Annotated in this window: 17 protein-coding genes; all 17 read right to left on the bottom strand. The window is 43.3% G+C overall.

Features of this window, described 5'->3' with window-relative positions; all coding sequences use genetic code 11:
* Positions 1–48 precede the first annotated feature (48 nt).
* Entirely contained in the window at positions 49–318 is a 270-nt protein-coding gene (gene rpmA / locus DBK98_RS09050) for a 50S ribosomal protein L27 (protein ID WP_005775747.1), read from the bottom strand.
* Between the two features lie 23 nt (positions 319–341).
* Positions 342–659: a 50S ribosomal protein L21 gene (rplU, locus tag DBK98_RS09055; RefSeq protein WP_005775748.1), complete on the bottom strand. Its 318-nt coding sequence runs from the start codon at positions 657–659 to the stop codon at positions 342–344.
* 802 nt (positions 660–1,461) lie between these two features.
* Complete coding sequence (locus tag DBK98_RS09060) at positions 1,462–2,130, bottom strand: HAD family hydrolase (RefSeq protein ID WP_032535660.1); 669 nt, start codon at positions 2,128–2,130, stop codon at positions 1,462–1,464.
* A 47-nt stretch (positions 2,131–2,177) separates the two neighbouring features.
* A complete protein-coding gene (locus DBK98_RS09065) occupies positions 2,178–2,693 on the bottom strand; it encodes a C40 family peptidase (protein WP_005810046.1) in 516 nt (171 codons plus the stop codon).
* Positions 2,694–2,699: 6 nt separating this feature from the next.
* Positions 2,700–3,404 (bottom strand): ABC transporter ATP-binding protein, encoded by a 705-nt coding sequence (locus tag DBK98_RS09070; protein ID WP_005810044.1) that lies wholly within the window; start codon positions 3,402–3,404, stop codon positions 2,700–2,702.
* A gap of 30 nt (positions 3,405–3,434) precedes the next feature.
* The gene (locus tag DBK98_RS09075) at positions 3,435–4,916 is read right to left on the bottom strand and encodes a DUF5687 family protein (protein WP_005818637.1); all 1,482 of its coding nucleotides are present in this window, start codon (positions 4,914–4,916) and stop codon (positions 3,435–3,437) included.
* A 161-nt stretch (positions 4,917–5,077) separates the two neighbouring features.
* Positions 5,078–7,897, bottom strand: coding sequence for a pitrilysin family protein (locus DBK98_RS09080; RefSeq protein ID WP_032535661.1), 2,820 nt, complete (start codon positions 7,895–7,897; stop codon positions 5,078–5,080).
* A gap of 155 nt (positions 7,898–8,052) precedes the next feature.
* On the bottom strand, positions 8,053–8,856 hold the full coding sequence (kdsA, locus tag DBK98_RS09085; RefSeq protein WP_005775756.1) for a 3-deoxy-8-phosphooctulonate synthase: 804 nt from the start codon (positions 8,854–8,856) through the stop codon (positions 8,053–8,055).
* 15 nt (positions 8,857–8,871) lie between these two features.
* Positions 8,872–9,798: a diacylglycerol kinase family protein gene (locus DBK98_RS09090; protein ID WP_005810037.1), complete on the bottom strand. Its 927-nt coding sequence runs from the start codon at positions 9,796–9,798 to the stop codon at positions 8,872–8,874.
* A gap of 224 nt (positions 9,799–10,022) precedes the next feature.
* Positions 10,023–10,943, bottom strand: a complete 921-nt coding sequence (gene miaA, locus DBK98_RS09095) for a tRNA (adenosine(37)-N6)-dimethylallyltransferase MiaA (RefSeq protein WP_005775759.1) — start codon at positions 10,941–10,943, stop codon at positions 10,023–10,025.
* Positions 10,944–11,162: 219 nt separating this feature from the next.
* Positions 11,163–12,368 carry a hypothetical protein gene (locus tag DBK98_RS09100; RefSeq protein ID WP_032535662.1) on the bottom strand — a complete coding sequence of 402 codons (1,206 nt, stop codon included), beginning with the start codon at positions 12,366–12,368 and terminating at the stop codon, positions 11,163–11,165.
* Positions 12,365–13,009 carry an ATP-binding cassette domain-containing protein gene (locus DBK98_RS09105; RefSeq protein WP_032535681.1) on the bottom strand — a complete coding sequence of 215 codons (645 nt, stop codon included), beginning with the start codon at positions 13,007–13,009 and terminating at the stop codon, positions 12,365–12,367. Before DBK98_RS09105 ends, DBK98_RS09100 begins: the two co-directional genes overlap by 4 nt.
* A 10-nt stretch (positions 13,010–13,019) precedes the next feature.
* A complete protein-coding gene (locus DBK98_RS09110; protein WP_005775762.1) occupies positions 13,020–14,573 on the bottom strand; it encodes a DUF4836 family protein in 1,554 nt (517 codons plus the stop codon).
* 26 nt (positions 14,574–14,599) lie between these two features.
* Positions 14,600–15,289 (bottom strand): 16S rRNA (uracil(1498)-N(3))-methyltransferase, encoded by a 690-nt coding sequence (locus DBK98_RS09115; RefSeq protein ID WP_005775763.1) that lies wholly within the window; start codon positions 15,287–15,289, stop codon positions 14,600–14,602.
* A 5-nt stretch (positions 15,290–15,294) separates the two neighbouring features.
* Positions 15,295–15,864: a bifunctional nuclease family protein gene (locus DBK98_RS09120; protein WP_005775764.1), complete on the bottom strand. Its 570-nt coding sequence runs from the start codon at positions 15,862–15,864 to the stop codon at positions 15,295–15,297.
* Between the two features lie 2 nt (positions 15,865–15,866).
* Positions 15,867–17,126 (bottom strand): nucleoside permease, encoded by a 1,260-nt coding sequence (locus tag DBK98_RS09125; protein WP_005775766.1) that lies wholly within the window; start codon positions 17,124–17,126, stop codon positions 15,867–15,869.
* 339 nt (positions 17,127–17,465) lie between these two features.
* The gene (locus DBK98_RS09130) at positions 17,466–18,644 is read right to left on the bottom strand and encodes a class I SAM-dependent rRNA methyltransferase (protein WP_005810026.1); all 1,179 of its coding nucleotides are present in this window, start codon (positions 18,642–18,644) and stop codon (positions 17,466–17,468) included.
* Between the last annotated feature and the right edge of the window lie 15 nt (positions 18,645–18,659).

Raw genomic sequence — 18,659 nt, forward strand, 5'->3', positions numbered from 1 at the left:
TGCATCTCTTTCTTCAATTTCTTACAATTTCCTTTAAACTCCGGAAATTTATGCTTCTGTTGCTTCAGCAGGGATGATAGAAACATATCTTCTGTCTTCTCTACCTACTTTGAAACTTACAGTTCCGTCTACTAAAGCGAAAAGAGTGTGGTCCTTACCCATACCGATGTTTTCACCCGGGTGGAATTCAGTACCTCTTTGACGAACGATGATGTTACCTGCTTTGCAAGCTTCGCCACCAAATATCTTAACGCCTAATCTTTTGCTCTGTGATTCGCGGCCGTTCTTAGAACTACCGACACCTTTCTTATGTGCCATTTCTTCTTACTTTTAAAAATTGATTAAGCTACTACTTCTGTAATTGTTAACTCTGTGAACTGCTGACGGTGACCGTTCAACTTTCTGTGACCTTTTCTTCTTTTCTTGTGGAAAACAAGTACTTTGTCACCTTTAACCAGGCTTGAAACAATCTGGCAGACTACTTTTGCACCGTCTACAGTAGGAGCACCTACAGTAACGTTTCCGTCTTTGTCTACCAAAAGAACTTTGTCAAATTCTACAGTTGCACCATTCTCTGCATTCTGAATGTGGTGAACGAACAATTTCTGGCCAGCTTCAGCTTTAAATTGCTGACCGTTGATTTCTACAATTGCGTACATCTTATATAAATAAATGTAAGTTAGCTCCGTCGGGTGGTCTTTAATCACTTAAAAAACACTTGCTCAAACCCGGTGCGGAATAATCAGGGCACAAAATTACTGCTTTTATTTGTTTCGGACAAGTTTTTCTTTTTCTTTTTTGTTGTTCAGTATGTTATTTTACTCTTTTTCTTCTTTCAGGCAGGGGCAGTTAGAAGGTTGATTACTAAATGGAATATGACTTTATTCATTCTGTCACTTTGATAATCGGAACTCCTCAGAATCGTTTATTTCGGACGGGGACGCTTGCCCGAATGAAAAAACGCATTCTACAGTTTTTCCCTGATGACATATTTCTTTGGATTTTTGATTGATTGTATGCATGAGGAAAGAAAAGATGTCTTGACGGCGGTGAAAGTGTTGCGGATGGGATCGTATCCCGGTTATTCTGTCATTCCAGAAAGCTCTGCCTGCGGGTGCCAACCGGAAGATGGAGTGTTCCTTTCAAGCCGGATTTTGAATAACAATAGGAGATATTGGAGAAAACAATAGGAGATATTTTCAAAACACAAGGACATTTTTGGTAAATGCTTACTTCTTTCCGGGTAAATGCTTACTTCTTTCTGCTAAAATGCCTGCTTCTTTTCGCAAAAAGCCCGGCTTTTCAACCTCGGAAGCCCGGCTCTCCGGCCCCTTAAGCCTCCGTTGGGCTTTTTTCTTCTCTCAGAGCATTGGAAACGGACAAGGACTCTGTTATAAAAAACAGATGTTTGCTTTCTTTTTGCACCGTTATTCGGCGAATGGATAACATCCGGTTGATTGCTCAGAGCGAACAGTCGGCTTTGTCGTCCGGAACGGAAATTAGCTGACCAAGGGAACTGATGATTCTGTCGTAGGGATAAGCCTGAAACTCTTCGGCAGTGGTCATACCGCTGGTAACACCGACAAAAGAAACTCCGGCAGCGGCGGCCGTTCCTGCATCCACTGTACTGTCACCGATGTATAATACTTCTTCGGGGCATGCCTTCAATCGGTCAATGGCAAGTAACAAACCTTCAGGATCGGGTTTATGATGTGTCACATCTTCACCTCCGATAATAATGTCAAACCAATCATCCGGCATGTGATTTTTCAGGAAACTCAGTATCCGGAACCGGTATTTGGTTGAAATGATTCCGATACGGGCCCCTTGTTTTTTCAGGTACGTAAGCGTGGGGAGAGTATCCGGGAAAAGGATGGTGTTTGCATTCATATATACATCTGCCTCTTTTGAATACTCTTGTCTGAATGCTTCCAGTTGACTGGCGTCAGTAATTCCTGTAAGGATGCTGAATGATTCTTCAAGCGTTTTCCCAATGGTACGTTTAATGGTATCATCGGTGACACCGGTGTAGCCGTGTCTCTCGAGCACGCTTCTGAAGCAGGTTACGATACCGCGTGAAGAGTCTGCTAACGTATAGTCAAAGTCGAATAAATAAACCGTGTATTTCATTTGCGGAATTTTCGGCAAAGATAGTGATTTTTTTATTTCAATAAAGCTTATTTGCGCACTCTGCCTCCCGATATCCAATGGGTACGGTAATAGGGCTCGTTGAGGCTGCTGACAATTACCCCTTGGCTGGTGCTGGCATGAACAAACTTTCCATCCTTGAGATAGATGCCCACGTGGGCCACTTTTCTGCGCGATTTCCGGCTGCTGAAAAATACCAGATCGCCTTCCCGAAGATTCCGCCGGGCAACTTTGCTGCTCTCTTTCTTCTGGCCGTCTGTACTTCGTTGCAGTTTGATGTGATACACCTTTTTATAAATCTGGCAAGTCATTCCCGAGCAGTCAGTACCACGTTTCGTCTCCCCACCTCCCCGGTAAGGGGTACCTATCCACTGGGCCGCCTCCAGATAAAGTTTGTGATTATCTTCCATTCCGATGTCCACACCCAGGCGTACAGAAGCGCGGGCGAGTGCCTTATAATCAAGTCTGGGGACAGAAGTACGGCAAGCACTCAGGCTGACAACCAAAGCAGTAAGGAGCAACAGATTAAAAAGATGTCTCTTCATACGTTTTTATTCTTCTACATTAAAGTAATCTTCCAGTTCTTTTTCAGCCGAATTATTCTCGTTCACAATGTCACGGATGATAATTCCGTGTTCAAGTACTGCGATGCGGGGACAAACATCCACCGTGTGGTTCAGATTATGGCTCGAAATGATAACTGTGGCATTATGTTCTTCATTATACTTTTTCAGCAGGTGCTTGATTACGGATTGCGAACTCGGATCGAGAAAGTTGAATGGTTCATCCAAAATTATCAATTTGGGATAATGCAACATGGCCGATATGATTCCTATTTTTTGCTTATTTCCCGCGGAAAAATTACGGATAAACTTCTTTTGCCCCAGTACTTCTCCGTTCATAAAACGTTCGAAAGCGGTCAAACGTTCATCCACCTCCTCTTTTTTCAGTCCATACATTTTGCCGATGAAATAGAAATACTCCTCCGGAGTCAGGTAGCCGATCAGAAAACCATCATCGATAAATGCACCGGTGAAACTTTTCCAGTCTTCACTTTGATTCACATGGATGTCATTAATAATGACCTCTCCGGAGTCAGCTTTCAGCAAATCTAACATTAAACGGAATAAAGTTGTTTTTCCGGCTCCATTGTTACCTACCAGGCCAATCATTTCTCCTTGATTGATTGTGTAGCTATCGATATCGATAGCTGTTTGGGTACCGAAATTTTTTTGGAGGTTATGTATGGTAATCATATTCTTTTTTGTTTGATAAATATTGAATCGTTATTTACTATCTCTGAATCCTTCCATATTTTCGTAGCGGCGTTGCATGAAACGGACATATACATTGTTTATCCACATAGGGGAGGTCAGGGTGAAGCCTAATCCGATGATTAATATAACAATGTAGGCCCATGTTTGTCCCAGCAGCATGGGGAGCGTACCATAGAGTGTGGTTGGTACGATGAAAACTCCAAGACTGATTAGCATCTGCATTCCGCTATTCGTGCTTTGTTTGCCTGTGATGCTTTCATTGAGTGGTACGGTTTTATGGTTGTATACCGCCAGTTGGAACAAGATGCAATAGACGGGACCTGTTGTCAGAAAGATTAGTGCGACAGCACCCAGCAGGCTGGCTTTTCCCATCACAAAAGCCGGTATCAGCAGGATCAGCGGAATGATTTCCGCCAAGCTATAGATATAATATTTGGCTGTCAACAGGCTTTTGATAGATTCTTTGCGAGTCATCAGTCCGTCGATATAGTTTCCTTCAAATCCCATAAGTTGTATCAGAATCACCATACCGAATCCAAGGAAAGAGTATACCAGGACAAAACTCTTCATGTGGTCATACGTACTGCTGAAACTCAGTATGATGGAGAAGATGATTACGAGCATTGCTACCGATCGGAGTGAGGCCTTACAGCGTTTGTTTCGTAGGAGCATTTTCAACTCCAGGCGCATGTATTCGCCCACCTCTCCGTAACGTTCCAGGAAACGGTATTCGGATACGGTTTTTACTTTTGTGTCTTCTACTTTATTGATTTCGTTGTATATTAAACCGGTCATCACTTTACGGTTGATACACCATATCAGAACAGTGGCTGCCAATGTACCCAGGTAAGCAAGTAGATTTCCTTCGATATAACCTTCTCCCAAGTTCATGAAAAAGTCACTTATAAATTCCGTTTTGGGAATAAAAATAGCGATGGCAATTCCACTGTAGACAACGATGGGAAGTAACACCCACCAAATATGTTCGTTAATCAGCGTACGGCAAAGCAGATACCAATATCCGTTGAAAACCATCAGTAACCAAATGCCGATGCTGTAAGTGAGAACTCCTGATATTCCATAAAAAGGAAAGACTGTGAGTGCTGCGAACGGCACGAACAGGAACAGCCAGATAAGATTGAAAGAGCTGAGCCCGTGGCGGAGAAGCAGAAAGTCGAGTATACGGCTTCGTTTTACCGGAAGTAGCAGGTAAGGTTTTACTTCTTGTGTAGGAGTTTTTTGGAAGGGGAAACGTATTACAAAGTCCAGGGCAAGCGCAAATATCAGTCCACTGTTCAAAATATGATAGGCTTCCATATTGGGAACTTCTGTGCTGATGGCTTTTGCCAGACCGATGCCAATAAATATAAAGTAAGCACCCCAGAAAATAAAGGAGGCATACATGATGTATTTGCCGATTTTATTCTTTTCGTACATCGGATGCCGTTTGGCAGCAAGTTTGCCGTGTCGACGCAATTCGTTGAATAGCATAGTTTGTTATAGTTTAAGGGAGGGGGGGAGAGCAAAACCACCACAGATTACACCGGTTTTCATTGTCTGAGTTTCATTCTCGGATTTTGAATGACTGTGATTCTAATCTGTGAAATCTGTGGTGGAAAAGATTTTTTGATGCTCTTTGCTTTTAGGATTGATTATTTATTTTCCGCACTGACCATTGTCACTTCCACCTCGTTCTTTTGTTTGAACAGGTCGTCTGCGAATTTCCGAATATCATTTACCGTAATGCTGTTGACTATCTTTTCGTAGTCATTCACACGGTTAACGCCGGTATACAGGTATTCGTCGATACTTCCCAACCAGTAGCTATTCTCTTTCAGGTCCTCGGTATGCTTTTTCAGCATGTACTCTTTCACCTTATTCAAGTTGGTTTCTGACGGACCGGTTTTCGCTATGTCGGTTATCTCGTCAAAGATGATTTTCATCAATTTCTCTTTCTTGTCGGGGGCTGTATCGAAGATAATCTGCAAAAATATTTTTTCTTTGGGATATTTTTGTAACCTTCCACCTACGTATACTCCATAGGTACCTCCCTCGTCTTCACGTACTTTTTCTGTGTAAACCAGATCAAGTATCTGGCTTGTCATGCCGAGCAGAAGGTTGTTTCTCAGATCATATTTGCAGTCTCCGCTATAAAACACGAATACCGAAGCTTTGGGCGTTTCCTGTTTCTTGGTGAATTCGTTCTTGTAAACACCCTGACGCACTTCTATTTTGTTATCTTTAAAAGTCTCCTGACGATTGATGGCAGGGAGTGCACCCAGATATTCTGCAATGACCGGTTTCATCTTTTCTACGTCTACGTTACCGACAAAGATGAATGTGAAGTCGCTTGCATCTTTAAAACGATCCTGATACATAGACAGAATCTTATTGTAATCCATCTGATCCACCATATCGGCTTTTATGCGTCTGGCTCTCGGATGATTCATATAAACACCGGCTTGTATAGAGTCACTGAATGCCACATTCGGGTTCAGTTCCTGATTTTTTAACGTGGCTTTACTACGACTTTTATAAGATGCAAATGCATCGTTGTCTCTGCGCGGGGCGGTGAATGTGAGGTAAGTGAGTTGCATCATCGTTTCAAAATCTTTGGGAGAGCAACTTCCTGAAACGTTTTCGGTCGTGAGTGAGATATTGTAATTGACCGATGCTTTCTTTCCGGCAAGCACTTTCTCAAGATCTACCGCACTGAAGTTACCTAAGCCACCGGCGCCGACAGCATCCAGACCACTTATATTAATGATTTCCGAATCGGGGAATAAAGAACTGCCTCCCAGACTGACACCTTTCATACGGATTTCGTCTGCTTTGAAATCGGTCTTTTTTATAATTACCTTTACCCCGTTAGATAGAGTCAGAGTAGTTGTTCCAAAGATATCATCTTTCGTTTCGGAAACAATTTTCCCCCCTTTCGGAGCTTCGGCCATCAAAGGTTCGTCTGATACCTTGTCTACATAAGCAGTCAGTTTCTCCGCTTTTGCATCTTTCAGCAGTTTGTTTATGGTCGCTTCGGAAGGCAGTTTCAGACCTTCTTTTTCAGGAGCGAAAAGAGCTACTACCTGATTATTGTCCGTAATAAGACCTTTCATCAATTGGTTGATTGCTGCCACCGGAATATTTGGAGCTATCTGATTGATAAAAGTATATTCGTTTTCAATACCCGGTATTGGTTCGTTATCAAGGAAGTGACGGACATATTCGTCCACATATTTATTATTTTTCTGTTTATCCCGTTCGTTGTAAGCCGATTCCAATTGGCGTAAGTATTCTGCACGGGCACGGTTGTATTCCGTTTCGGTGAAGCCGAACTGGCGGGCACGTTCTATTTCGCGCAGCAGGGTGGCGATACCATTATCTATGCTGTCTTCTTTGCAGACCACAACTCCGAGAAAGGCATCCTTGGTTTTGGATACGAAAAAGTTGCCGTCTTGCGTTCCGGCATAGATATAAGGCGGGTTAGCCGTTTGTGCCAATTCATTTAAACGTGCGTTCAGCATACTGCTGATCAGATCCTTGGCATACTGCTGTATCAGGTAGTCCACATTGCCTTTCTGATTGTCAGGAATTGCTTCGTGCTTATTGAAAAGAAGAACCTGTACATGAGGTTGTTCCTTATCTTTCAGGATACAGATGATCGGTTCTTTATTATCGGCAACCGGATAATAGATGCGTTCGGCGGCATTCGGCTGTGCCGGAATATCGGCGAACATTGTTTTGATCTTGGCTTCTACGGCATCTACGTCGATATCACCGACAATGACGATTCCCTGTAGGTCCGGACGGTACCACTTTTCATAGTAGTCTCTCAGTGTTTGTGGTTTGAAGTTCATCACTACGTCCATGGTTCCAATGGGGAAACTGTTGGCATATTTATCGCCCGGATACATCATCGGTAGAAGTTTCTCTTGCATACGCATCATGGCACTCATACGGGTACGCCATTCCTCATTGATGACACCTCGTTCTTTATCAATTTCCTTCGGATCGAGGGTCAGGTCATTGCTCCAGTCGTGGAGGATCAGTAAACAAGAATCTACTGCTCCGGGGGTGTTGACCGGTACATTGGAGATGTTGTAAACCGTTTCGTCGATGGAAGTATATGCATTCAGATTCTCACCGAACTTTACTCCGATACGTTCCAGATACTGTTTCAGCGCATCACCCGGGAAGTGAGTGGTCCCATTGAAACACATATGTTCCAGAAAGTGTGCCAATCCACGTTGGTTTTCTTCTTCTTGGATAGAGCCCACTTTCTGGGCAATGTAGAAGTCGGCACGGTTGGCGGGCAGATTGTTCTTACGGATGTAGTAAGTCAGACCATTGTCTAACTTTCCGATACGTACATTCTTGTCAATAGGGATGGGCGGCATTTGCTGTGCAAAGGCCTGCTGGAAGTTGCAGCACAGGATGACTGCAACGAAAAGTAAACCACGGAATAAATGTTTCATTGCTATACTGTTTTTGAATTCTATCTACCGCAGCATACACTGATCACACTCTCGTTTTTGATGTTTTTATATACAAGATTCTGTGCTTTCAGTGCGTTCTGTGGTGAATAATCTTGTTTCTGTTTTTTCTATCAGTCGCATTGCCGGGAAGTAAATCACATAATCGCTTCTCTAATTTTCACCAGTTTAGTCAATAATCCTTCCAATAGGTCAAGCTTCAGCATATTGGCACCGTCACTCTTGGCTACTGTGGGATTTTCGTGCGTTTCAATGAAAAGTCCGTCGACGCCGACAGCGATACCGGCTTTGGCCACCGTCTCAATCAATTGCGGCATTCCTCCCGTTACTCCATTTGTCTGATTAGGTTGTTGCAATGAGTGGGTTACATCCAGAATGACCGGATAACCAAAAGATTGCATTTCCGGTATACCCCTGTAATCAATCACCAAGTCCTGATAACCAAATGTTGTTCCACGTTCAGTCAGCATCACGTTCTTGTTTCCGGCTTCTATCACTTTGTCGGCTGCAAATTGCATGGCGAGTGGGGAGAGAAACTGTCCTTTTTTGATATTAATCGTTTTTCCGGTTTTAGCTGCCGCCACCAGCAAGTCCGTCTGTCGGCACAAGAAGGCCGGGATTTGCAGAATATCTACATAACTGGCCGCCATGGCCGCTTCGTCGGCAGCGTGAATATCTGTTACGGTAGGTATTCCGAAGGTTTTGTGCACTTTTTCGAGAACCTTTAATGCCTTTTCATCACCAATTCCCATGAATGAATCCATGCGTGAGCGGTTAGCTTTGCGATATGAACCTTTGAATACATAAGGAATTCCCAGTTTATCGGTGATATTTACTATTCTTTCGGCAATTCGCATGGCCATCTCTTCACCTTCGATAACGCATGGTCCGGCCAATAGGAAGAAGTTTCCCGTCTTATTGTTTTTCAGTTGTTCTATCATAACATTTATATTTTATCAATTGGGTATAATCAATGTGGTTGCTTCCGGAATAATTCCTATTTCGATGGGAAAATGACGTGGCAGGAGACGTCCGTCAAGGTCGACTGCGGCATTTTGTGCACGCAATACCTTTACTTTCCGGGTGCGATAAGACTTCACGACTTTATGATTCAGGATACGTCCCTGGATAAGCATCCAAAGTCCGGATATTATTTGCAGGAACTCAGGACGGTAGATGACTGATACATCTAACCAGCCATTATAAGGAACAGCGCTTGGAGTTTGTCCGTATCCGGTAGCGCTTCCTACACAGACTGTCATGATCCGGCCGCGTATATGTTCGTCGTTAATCTTGAGATGTGAGCGATATAGCTTACGTTCGAATATCAACAGGAAAAGAGCTGCCAGGTAGGAGAGGAACTTTACGCCCCAGAAACGTTTGGTTTGATCGGTGATTTTTACGATACGTGCCCCTAACCCTATGTTAACGGCATTCAGGAAATAACGTCGCCGGTGCTTCTCGCCATCGTAAAAATTGCAGTAACCTACATCTATTTTCTTTCGGCGGTTGTTAATGATCCAGTCCACTGCCTGCTTATATTCCAGGTTCAGTTCCCAATATCTGGCAAAGTCGTTTCCAATTCCGTTAGGGATGATACCAATGGCTATTTCGTCTTTTTTTTCTGCATTCGAGCTCATAATGCCGTTGATAGCGTCATTCAGTGCACCGTCTCCCCCCACAACTACGATGGTTCGGTAACCATTGTTGGCCAAAATTCCGGCAAGTCGTTCTACTGAACCGAAACCTTCGGACTGCACATAGTCGTATGACACTCCTTTAGAGTCCATGTACTCTTTAATTTCTTTCCATCGTTTCTGCACTTTTCGTGTGCCTGCTTTGGGATTGTAGATTACACCCCATTTCCCAGGTTCTACGCTCATGGATTTTACATTTATTATTTCGTACTTCTAATTCAATCTCTCTGTCAGCGAACCGGTTTCTTGCTTAAGCGGTAGATCATTCGTTTATTAACAACGGACTTACCGTACTTTAACCGTCTGACATTGGTTATTTATTAGCTTTTCCCTCGTCCTTTAGCTCGTCCCGCATACGCGGGACGAGTTGATGAACAAAGCAAAGGCTGTTAAGAACTTCGCCAAAGTTACTAAAACTCTTTGAGTTTCTGCTTTACAAAGTTAATCTTTTCCTCCATCGGAAGTGAAGCATTTACCCAATGAATGGTAAAGCCCCTTCGTTCCATTCCCCTAAACCAGGTCATTTGCCGTTTGGCAAACTGATGAATGGCAGTTTCCAAGCCCGTGAACATTTCCTTATACGTCATTTTCCCAATAACATGCAGAGTCAGGTATTTGTATTCCAACCCATAATAAATCAGGTCATCCGGATGGATTCCTTGTGCCAATAAGCGGCGTACCTCTTCTATCATGCCGTCATCCAGCCTTTGCTTCAGCCGGCGGGTGATTTTTTCCCGTCGTAACTCCCGGTCGATGTCCACTCCGATAATCAGGCTGTTCAGTTGTGGAAACTCTCTTTCTTCTATCGGCGTCTTTGCGTAATATTCTTCAATTTCGATGGCGCGGATTGCCCGTTTAACGGTATCTACATCTGTCGAGTTATGAAGTGTCTTATACTGGCTTAATATGCCGGTCAGTTCTTCCAATGATTTTTCCGCCAGACGTGTGCGCAATTCTTGATTTTCGGGGACGGGAATCAGGCGATATCCTTTCAGTACCGATTCCAGATACAGTCCCGTACCTCCACATAGAACGGGAAGGCGCCCTTTTTGTTTAATAGTCTCGTAAGCTGTCAGGAAATCACGTTGATACTCAAAAACATTGTATTTATAACCCGGGTCGGCAATATCGATCAAGTGATAGGGAATTTGCTGCCCGTTGATGGTGTAATCTTCCAGATCTTTGCCTGTTCCGAGGTCCATTCCCCGGTAAATCTGGCGTGAATCGGCACTGATGATTTCAGTATCTAAGTCTGCAGCTAATGCGGCAGCAAAAGGGGTTTTACCTGAAGCGGTGGGGCCAAGTATGGCAATCAGATCATAGTCCGGCATGGTCATAACTTTATTAATGATTGGACAAAGATATGAAAAAGGAAGTGAAAAGCAGATGTTAAACTCTTAAATGGTGTTATAAAACATGCTTTTTTTCTTGTATTATTTGCAGATAACCAAAGAGTGCGTATCTTTGCAATGTGTTTTTCATAGTATTAGATTTAAGGTTAACAAAGGTTGGAGCAAGGCGTTGCTCCTTTTTTTATGTCCTAATCTCTCTTATGCGTTGTGCATCCATATAGATAACATCTTCTTTTTCAAAACAATGATATTGATGAATGATACCAGTAAGAACAGCAATATGCCGATAGTGAATGTGGGCCAAAGTGATCCGGAGGGTATCTGTGGGAAAAGTGAGTTTAGTGTTTCGAGATAAGATGCACGTGTCCACGAAACAATTCCTATGGATAATAACATCACTACAATATTAAGTCCTACTGTCAGGGTCTGATAGGGGAGTGCCACTTTCGAAGGGCTGTATCCTATCAGAAGCAGGCTTTCCAGCTTGGTGGTGTTTTTTTGCAGTAACAAGAAAATGCTGAGCATCAATATATAGAAAGAGAGCAAGCTGATGAATAGTCCCACAGCCAGAACGATACCCACAATCAGTCTCAGGAAATAAGTCGTTTTACCGGCATCCAGTTTCCCGTCTTCCGTTTCATAACCTTTCTGCTGAAAATATTTTGCGATAGAGGCGTCAGCCGGGTTGTTTACTTCAACAATCAGTCGTGAAGGATCTGCCTGACGATCCGGTGCGAAGTTCTTGTTAGCCCAATCCATGAAAGACTGTGGAACCAGGATGGTGTTCAACCGGTTGGAAAAGCCGACGATATTCCCCTTGTATTGCTCTACCCGTCCATTCCCCTTCATCAGGATGTCCATCTGGATCAGACTCATCAGGCCTTCCGAGAGTTTAGGCAGGTTTCGGCTTTGGGCAAAACCAAAGTTATACAGGTTCAGATAATTGCGTGGAATGATGATGGGGAGGGTATGGGTATTTTCATCGAAGTACCATTTGTCGAGGTTGACGTCTACGAATTCGTCAGGGACGGCTTCGAAAAACATTTCCGTAGAAAGGTGTACTCCTGCTTCCTGCATTCCCAGACCGGCGGATACTTTAAATTGCGAAGGGGTGAAAGCGCCTACTGTTAGGGTGAATGACTGTTGTTTCAGTTCCTCGATTTCTTTGGGGGAGAAGGTGTTATTCTTACCTGCGAAAGTCCCTAATGTACTGATTTTCTTGGTAGCAATAATATAATCTTTCTTCATGAAACTATCCCCTTCGGTAAAGATGGGAAGTACATCTTTGTAGAATTGTGCGCTGAGCAACACAATGACCATCCCGAAAAGGTTGGCAAAAAAGAAACCGGTCAACTGACCGATGCTGATATGCTGACGGAGCAGCTTCCAGACTAAGTTGTTCATAATTTTAATATTCTGTCATACTTTAACTCGATATGCTTTCCGATGGACGTCACGATGATACCCGCCCCTTGTTTCTTGGCTTCTCCCGTCACTAACTCTTCCATGATATGTGCGTTGTCATCGTCAAGATGGCTGATGGGTTCATCCAGGAAAATAAAGTCGAAGGGTTGACAAAGTGACCGGATGAACGCCACTCTTTGTTGTTGTCCGAAAGATAGTTTTCCTGCTTTTACATTCAACTTGTCCGAAAGTCCCAGTGCTTCGAACAATGCCAATACCTCTTTCCGGGTTTTATATCCGGTTAGGTTATTCTTTAACCGGATATTTTCGATGGCAGTCAGCTCTGTGAAAATGCGCAAATCCTGAAATAGCATACTCAGTGAATGCTTCCTGAGTTCAACCCATTGCTTCACCGAGTATGCTTTTATATTGGTTTCATCGAAATTGATAATTCCTTGATAGTCGTTTCGGTAGCCATAGATATAGCTGCATAGCGATGATTTTCCGGTACCGGATGCTGCTTCGATCAAGTAAGATTTTCCTTTATGGAAAAAGAGGTCTTGATGCCATACATCCGAAATGACCGAGTTACGGTCAGCAAACACTTGGGGAAGTGTTTGCTGTAAGTGAATGCTGTTCATACGCTGAAGGTTACATGCCGGCAAATTGCTTGGCAAAGTCTACTATCTGTTTTAAAGCGTTGACATCTTTGTTTTTCAGGAGAATGGCTGTTTCAGTCTTACCTTCGCTGTCACTGAATGCTTCAATATAAGAAATCTGTGAAGCAAGTTTATAGTAAGTCTGGTATTCTTCGCCACCGAAACCGGTTATCATTTTCACGACAGGAAGATCTAAAATGGCATCCATGTTGATGACAAAGAACACATTTTTGCCCTTCATATCCGATACATATCCGGCATCTTTGATTGATTTGTCTACCGGCTTACTGATATTCTTGTAGAGGAGCTCGTCATTGGTGGCATACATTTGTTTGTTACGGATGCCAAAGAACACATTATTGGTGTTCGACTTATAAACGTATTCATTTTCGCCCAGTTGGATGATGTCTTCATTTCTACCTAATTTCAATTCTTTCTTTTTATCGTACAATGCTTTCAAGGCATTTCCGTTCTTTGCGTCGGCATAAGCAGCGAAAGTGGGTGCACTGTTCATGGTTACGTTAATCAGACCGATAGAGATATCACCATCGAAAGATGCGAATAAACTTTTCACCTCCTCGGCTTTTGCAAGTGAAACGTTTCTGCGGAATTCTTCGTTGTTGAGCAATAGGTCATAGAATGCTGCCCCGTTGACTCCTATGTTTAGAAAGGCAAGAGTCGATTCCGGGAAATTCTGGAGGAAAGTTGTATTTAGCTTTTTCACAGCTTGAGCCTGCTTCTTTAGCAGTGCGTCTGTTTCGGCGTTATCCGAATAAGTTTCAATCTGCAGAGCTATCTTTCCTTTCTCAAAGTTGAGATTGCCTACGGCCATTACTTCGCTTAGATCGAGTTGTGAAGAAAGCCCCATACTGATTTGTTGCGAGTATATCTTAGGAACAGCATCCATTGAAGCAAAGAAGTTAATGTCCCCTTTTTGATTTTGCATCTTTTTGAAACCGCTGTTCTTCATGATACTGTTCTCTTCCGTCTGTTTTAATAAAGTAGAGATGGTTTGTTTGGCAACATCCATTTGTGAAGTTCCGTAGGCTTCTGTCAAGACTGCTGCGTTTTCATTAAAAACCAACAGGCTGTTTTTTTGCAGAGTAGTGAAACTATATCCGTCTTCTTCTGCTATCGGCTGGCAGATTCCCTCTTTGGCCATTAAGTCAAGAGAAGCACGCAAGTCGTCGATATTGCTAACCTTGGCAACCATAGCGGGGGTAATGAACGTTTTGGAAGTAAACACAAAGACGGGGGCCTTGATATCGATACCCGATTGGGAAGGATCCTTCATTATCTTTTCCAATTGCTGGAAGGCGGCCGCATTCATTCCGCTTTTCAGGGCTTCCATCATTTTTTGTTTCATTCCTTCGTTTTCTTTATCATTCAGGCCGGCTTTGTCGGCAAGCGTGTTCAGATTGACGGAGGCAACAGCCGAAGCGTCAGCAGGAATCACATGGATATATTCCGCTTTCTTTGAGCAGGCTGCCATGAAAACAATCAGTACTCCCAGTACCGAAAGTCGGGAAATCATTCGTTTTACCATAATTACTATATATTTAGTTCTGTAAATTACATATTCATTGTATGGCAAGCCACTAATGCCGCCGTTTCTGTTCGTAGTCGTGATTTGCCTAAACTGATCGGGATGAATCCCTTTTCGATGGCTTTTTTCACTTCCTCTTCGCTGAAGTCGCCCTCCGGCCCGATCAATACTAATGTATCTTCTCCTTTTTTCAGTACATCCTTCAGGAGAGGTTTCTCTCCTTCATAACAGTGGGCTATGAATTTTTGTCCTGAGAAGTCTTTTTCAATGAACGAATTGAAGTCAGTCATTTCGTTCAACCGGGGCAAGCGTGCCTTTAATGATTGTTTGATGGCCGATACCAATATCTTTTCGATACGTTCCGTCTTGATCACTTTTCGTTCGGAAAAGCGGCAGTTCAGAAACGTCAATTCATCGAAACCTATTTCTGTCGCTTTTTCAGCGAGCCATTCATTACGGTCCATATTCTTGGTCGGTGCCATGGCAATATGCAGATGGCCCTCCCATAAAGGCTCTTGATGAATAGTTTCTTTAATATTCACCAGGCAACGTTTATTGGTTGCTGCACTGATCTCTGCCCGATAGAAGTTTCCTTTACCGTCGGTCAGGGTGATTTCGTCTCCGGCTGTCAGACGGAGCACACGCACGCAATGCTGTGCCTCCTCTTCCGGAAGCTCAGCATTGGTTTGTATATCAGGGGTATAAAATACGTGCATATCTTTTATTTATGTCGGTTTATCTCATCACGCAGTCGGGCGGCAAGTTCATAATTCTCTTCTTGAATGGCCTTGCTTAAGGCTTCTTCAAGGGAAATGATGCTGACTGCCTCCGTACGTGAGTTATCATCTTCTTCCGGTGAATCAGGACGTTCAGCACCGTCTGTCATCCGAATGCATTCGCGTTCAAGGATAGATTCGTATATAAATATGGGACAATCTGCCCTCACGGCCAATGCTACCGCATCCGAAGTACGTGCGTCTATCCGGATAATCTCTTCGTCTCTTTTAAAGTAGATATACGAATAAAAGACACCTTCTTTTGCTTTATAAATCAGTACCCGGAGCAAAGATGCTCCCAGAACATTCAGACACGAGTAAAATAAATCGTGTGTCAGCGGGCGAGGGGCTTTTATTCCTTTCAGGCAAATGGCTGTGGCTTGCGCTTCGGCTGGTCCTATTATGATAGGTAACTGCCGTTCGCCATCTACTTCTCCCAGTACCATTGCATAGGCACCCACCTGCGCCTGACTGTTAGAAATGTTCAATACCTGTAGTTCTACTTTCTTATCCATTGTTAATTATTCACTTTCTTAAGTTCTCCCGGTTGATGTTTGTATCTGAAGACAACGGCAAATAAAATGCCGATGGCCAGTGCGTATGCTGCAAATATAAACCAGATGGTCGGCCAATCTCGGCTTACCAACATTCCGTTTTCGTATACGGAGAATGCGTCCACTACAGCACCGCTGGCATATCCTCCGATGACGGCTCCAAGTCCATTTGTCATAATGAAGAACAAGCCTTGTGCGCTGGCCCTTGTCTCAGGTTTTGTTTCCAATTCAACAAATAAAGAACCGGAAATGTTGAAGAAGTCAAATGCCATACCATATACTATCATGGATAAAATCAGCATCCAGATGCCCGCACCCGGATCACCGAATCCAAACAGCCCGAATCGGAATACCCAGGCGAACATACTGATCAGCATGACACGCTTGATTCCGAAGTGTCTCAAGAAGAAGGGGATGGCCAGGATAAACAGGGTCTCGGACATTTGTGAGATAGATAGTAGAATTACCGAGTGTTTGACACCAAAGGAATCTGCAAATTCGGGTATTTTGGCGAAACTACCCAGGAATGCATCACCATAGGTATTTGTAATTTGCAATGCCGCACCCAATAGCATGGAGAAAAAGAAGAAAATAGCCATCTTTTTTCTTTTGAACAGGCTGAGGGCATCAAGTCCGAAAGAAGACAATAAAGTTTTATTTTCATTCTTCGCCGGTGGACAGGGAGGCAGCGTGAAAGAATATATCCCCAAAAGTAAGGCTGAACTTGCTCCTACATAAAGTTGTGCACTGGAGTTCTTGAATCCTGTAAGGTCTACTGCCCACATGGCACAGATGAAACCGATGGTTCCCCATACGCGGATAGGCGGGAAATCCTTTACTAAATCACATTTATATTGTTCAAGTGCGTTATATGAAACTGTATTGGCAAGGGAAAGGGTAGGCATGTAAACCATCAGGTTGAGTAACATGGCCCAATACATTTGATTATAGTCGGTAGCGGTGGATGCGTAAAACAAACAGCCGGCTCCTAATAAATGACAAATACCATAAAGACGTTCGGCGTTGAACCATTTATCGGCAATAATACCGGTTATTCCCGGCATGATGATAGATGCGATTCCCATTGTAGCGAAGATAGCTCCGATTTGTCCACCTTCGAAATGGAGGCCTCTTTCCATATAGCCACCTAATGAAATTAACCACGACCCCCATACAAAGAATTGCAGGAAGTTCATAATAATCAAACGATTTTTTATATTCATAACTTTATTGATGTGTTTCCCGTCGTGCCAATATATGGCAGATCAGCTGCAAATATAATATTTTTAGTTGACAGAGTGGAAAAAGTACAGGATAAAAGGGAGGAAGAAAGGGAAAAATAGCAAAAGAAAATTGGAAATGCAAAGAAGGAAAGGGTATATAAAAAAAGAAGGCTATCTATCCCAGACAGCCAATCTTTATTAACCTTAAATCTAATACCATGAAAAACACATTGCAAAGATAAAGGGTTTTATGTTATAGAACATAATGATTTGGTGAAAATCTTCTGTTTGTTAACTCATATTAACTTTGTAGCTTCTGCTTTTATGCTATTAAGGCGATTATTCGACATACAGTACCAATCCTTTGAGATATTCGCCTTCCGGGTGATAGATATTTACCGGATGATCTGCTGGTTGAGTCAACTGATGCAGTATGCGTACACTTCTACCGGACATGGCTGCTGCTGTGAATACAGCAGTACGGAAATTATCTTTGGTCACCACCTGTGAACAAGAGAAGGTGAACAGGATACCGCCCGGTTTGATTTTCTCAAATGCTTTGGCATTAAGTTTGCGATAACCTTGGAGGGCGTTGCGCAATGCGTCTTTGTGCTTGGCGAATGCCGGCGGATCGAGGATGATCAAATCGTATTGGTCGCCCATGCGGTCGAGATATTTGAAAGCATCTTCTGCAAAAGCCGCATGACGGGTATCACCCGGGAAATTTAATTCTACATTTTTATTAGTCAAATCAATGGCCTTGGCAGAACTGTCTACCGAATGTACCTGTTTGGCACCTCCACGCATGGCGTAAAAGGAGAATCCGCCGGTGTAGCAGAACATGTTTAATACCGAACGGTCTTTGGCATAACGTTCCAACAAAGCACGGTTTTCGCGTTGGTCTACGAAGAATCCCGTTTTTTGTCCTTTCAGCCAGTCTACATGGAACTTTAATCCATATTCCTGAGCGATGTTGTCGTTACTTCCTCCTTTGAGGAAACCGTTTTCCGGAAAAAGGTCCGCTTTGAATGGCAAAGTCGTTTCCGATTTATAGTAGATGTTTTCAATCTGGTTGCCCATTACTTCGGACAATGCTTCGGCAATGGCCATGCGGTCTACGTGCATGCCGGCAGAGTGTGCCTGCATTACGGCGGTCCGGGCATAAACATCGATAACAAGTCCTGGCAGGTTATCGCCTTCTCCGTGTACCAGGCGGTAAGTGTTGTTAGTCGGGTTGGTAGCGATGCCGATGCTGCGTCGCATGTCATAAGCCACTTCCAACTTGCGTTTCCAGAAGTCATGGTCGATCTCTTCTTGTTTAAAGGAAAGAACACGTATGGCAATGCTTCCGATTTGGAAATGCCCTTTAGCTATGAATTCTTTTTTTGAGGTATACACTTCCACTACTTCTCCTTCTTCGGGTTCGCCGTCGAAGTGAGCAATGGCCCCGGAGAAAATCCAGGGATGGAACCGTTTCAGTGAGTCTTCTTTGCCGGGTTTAAGATATACTTTATGCATAAATTTATTATGTTG

It is taken from the genome of Bacteroides sp. PHL 2737 (assembly GCF_004115325.2).
GTDB lineage: Bacteria > Bacteroidota > Bacteroidia > Bacteroidales > Bacteroidaceae > Bacteroides > Bacteroides hominis.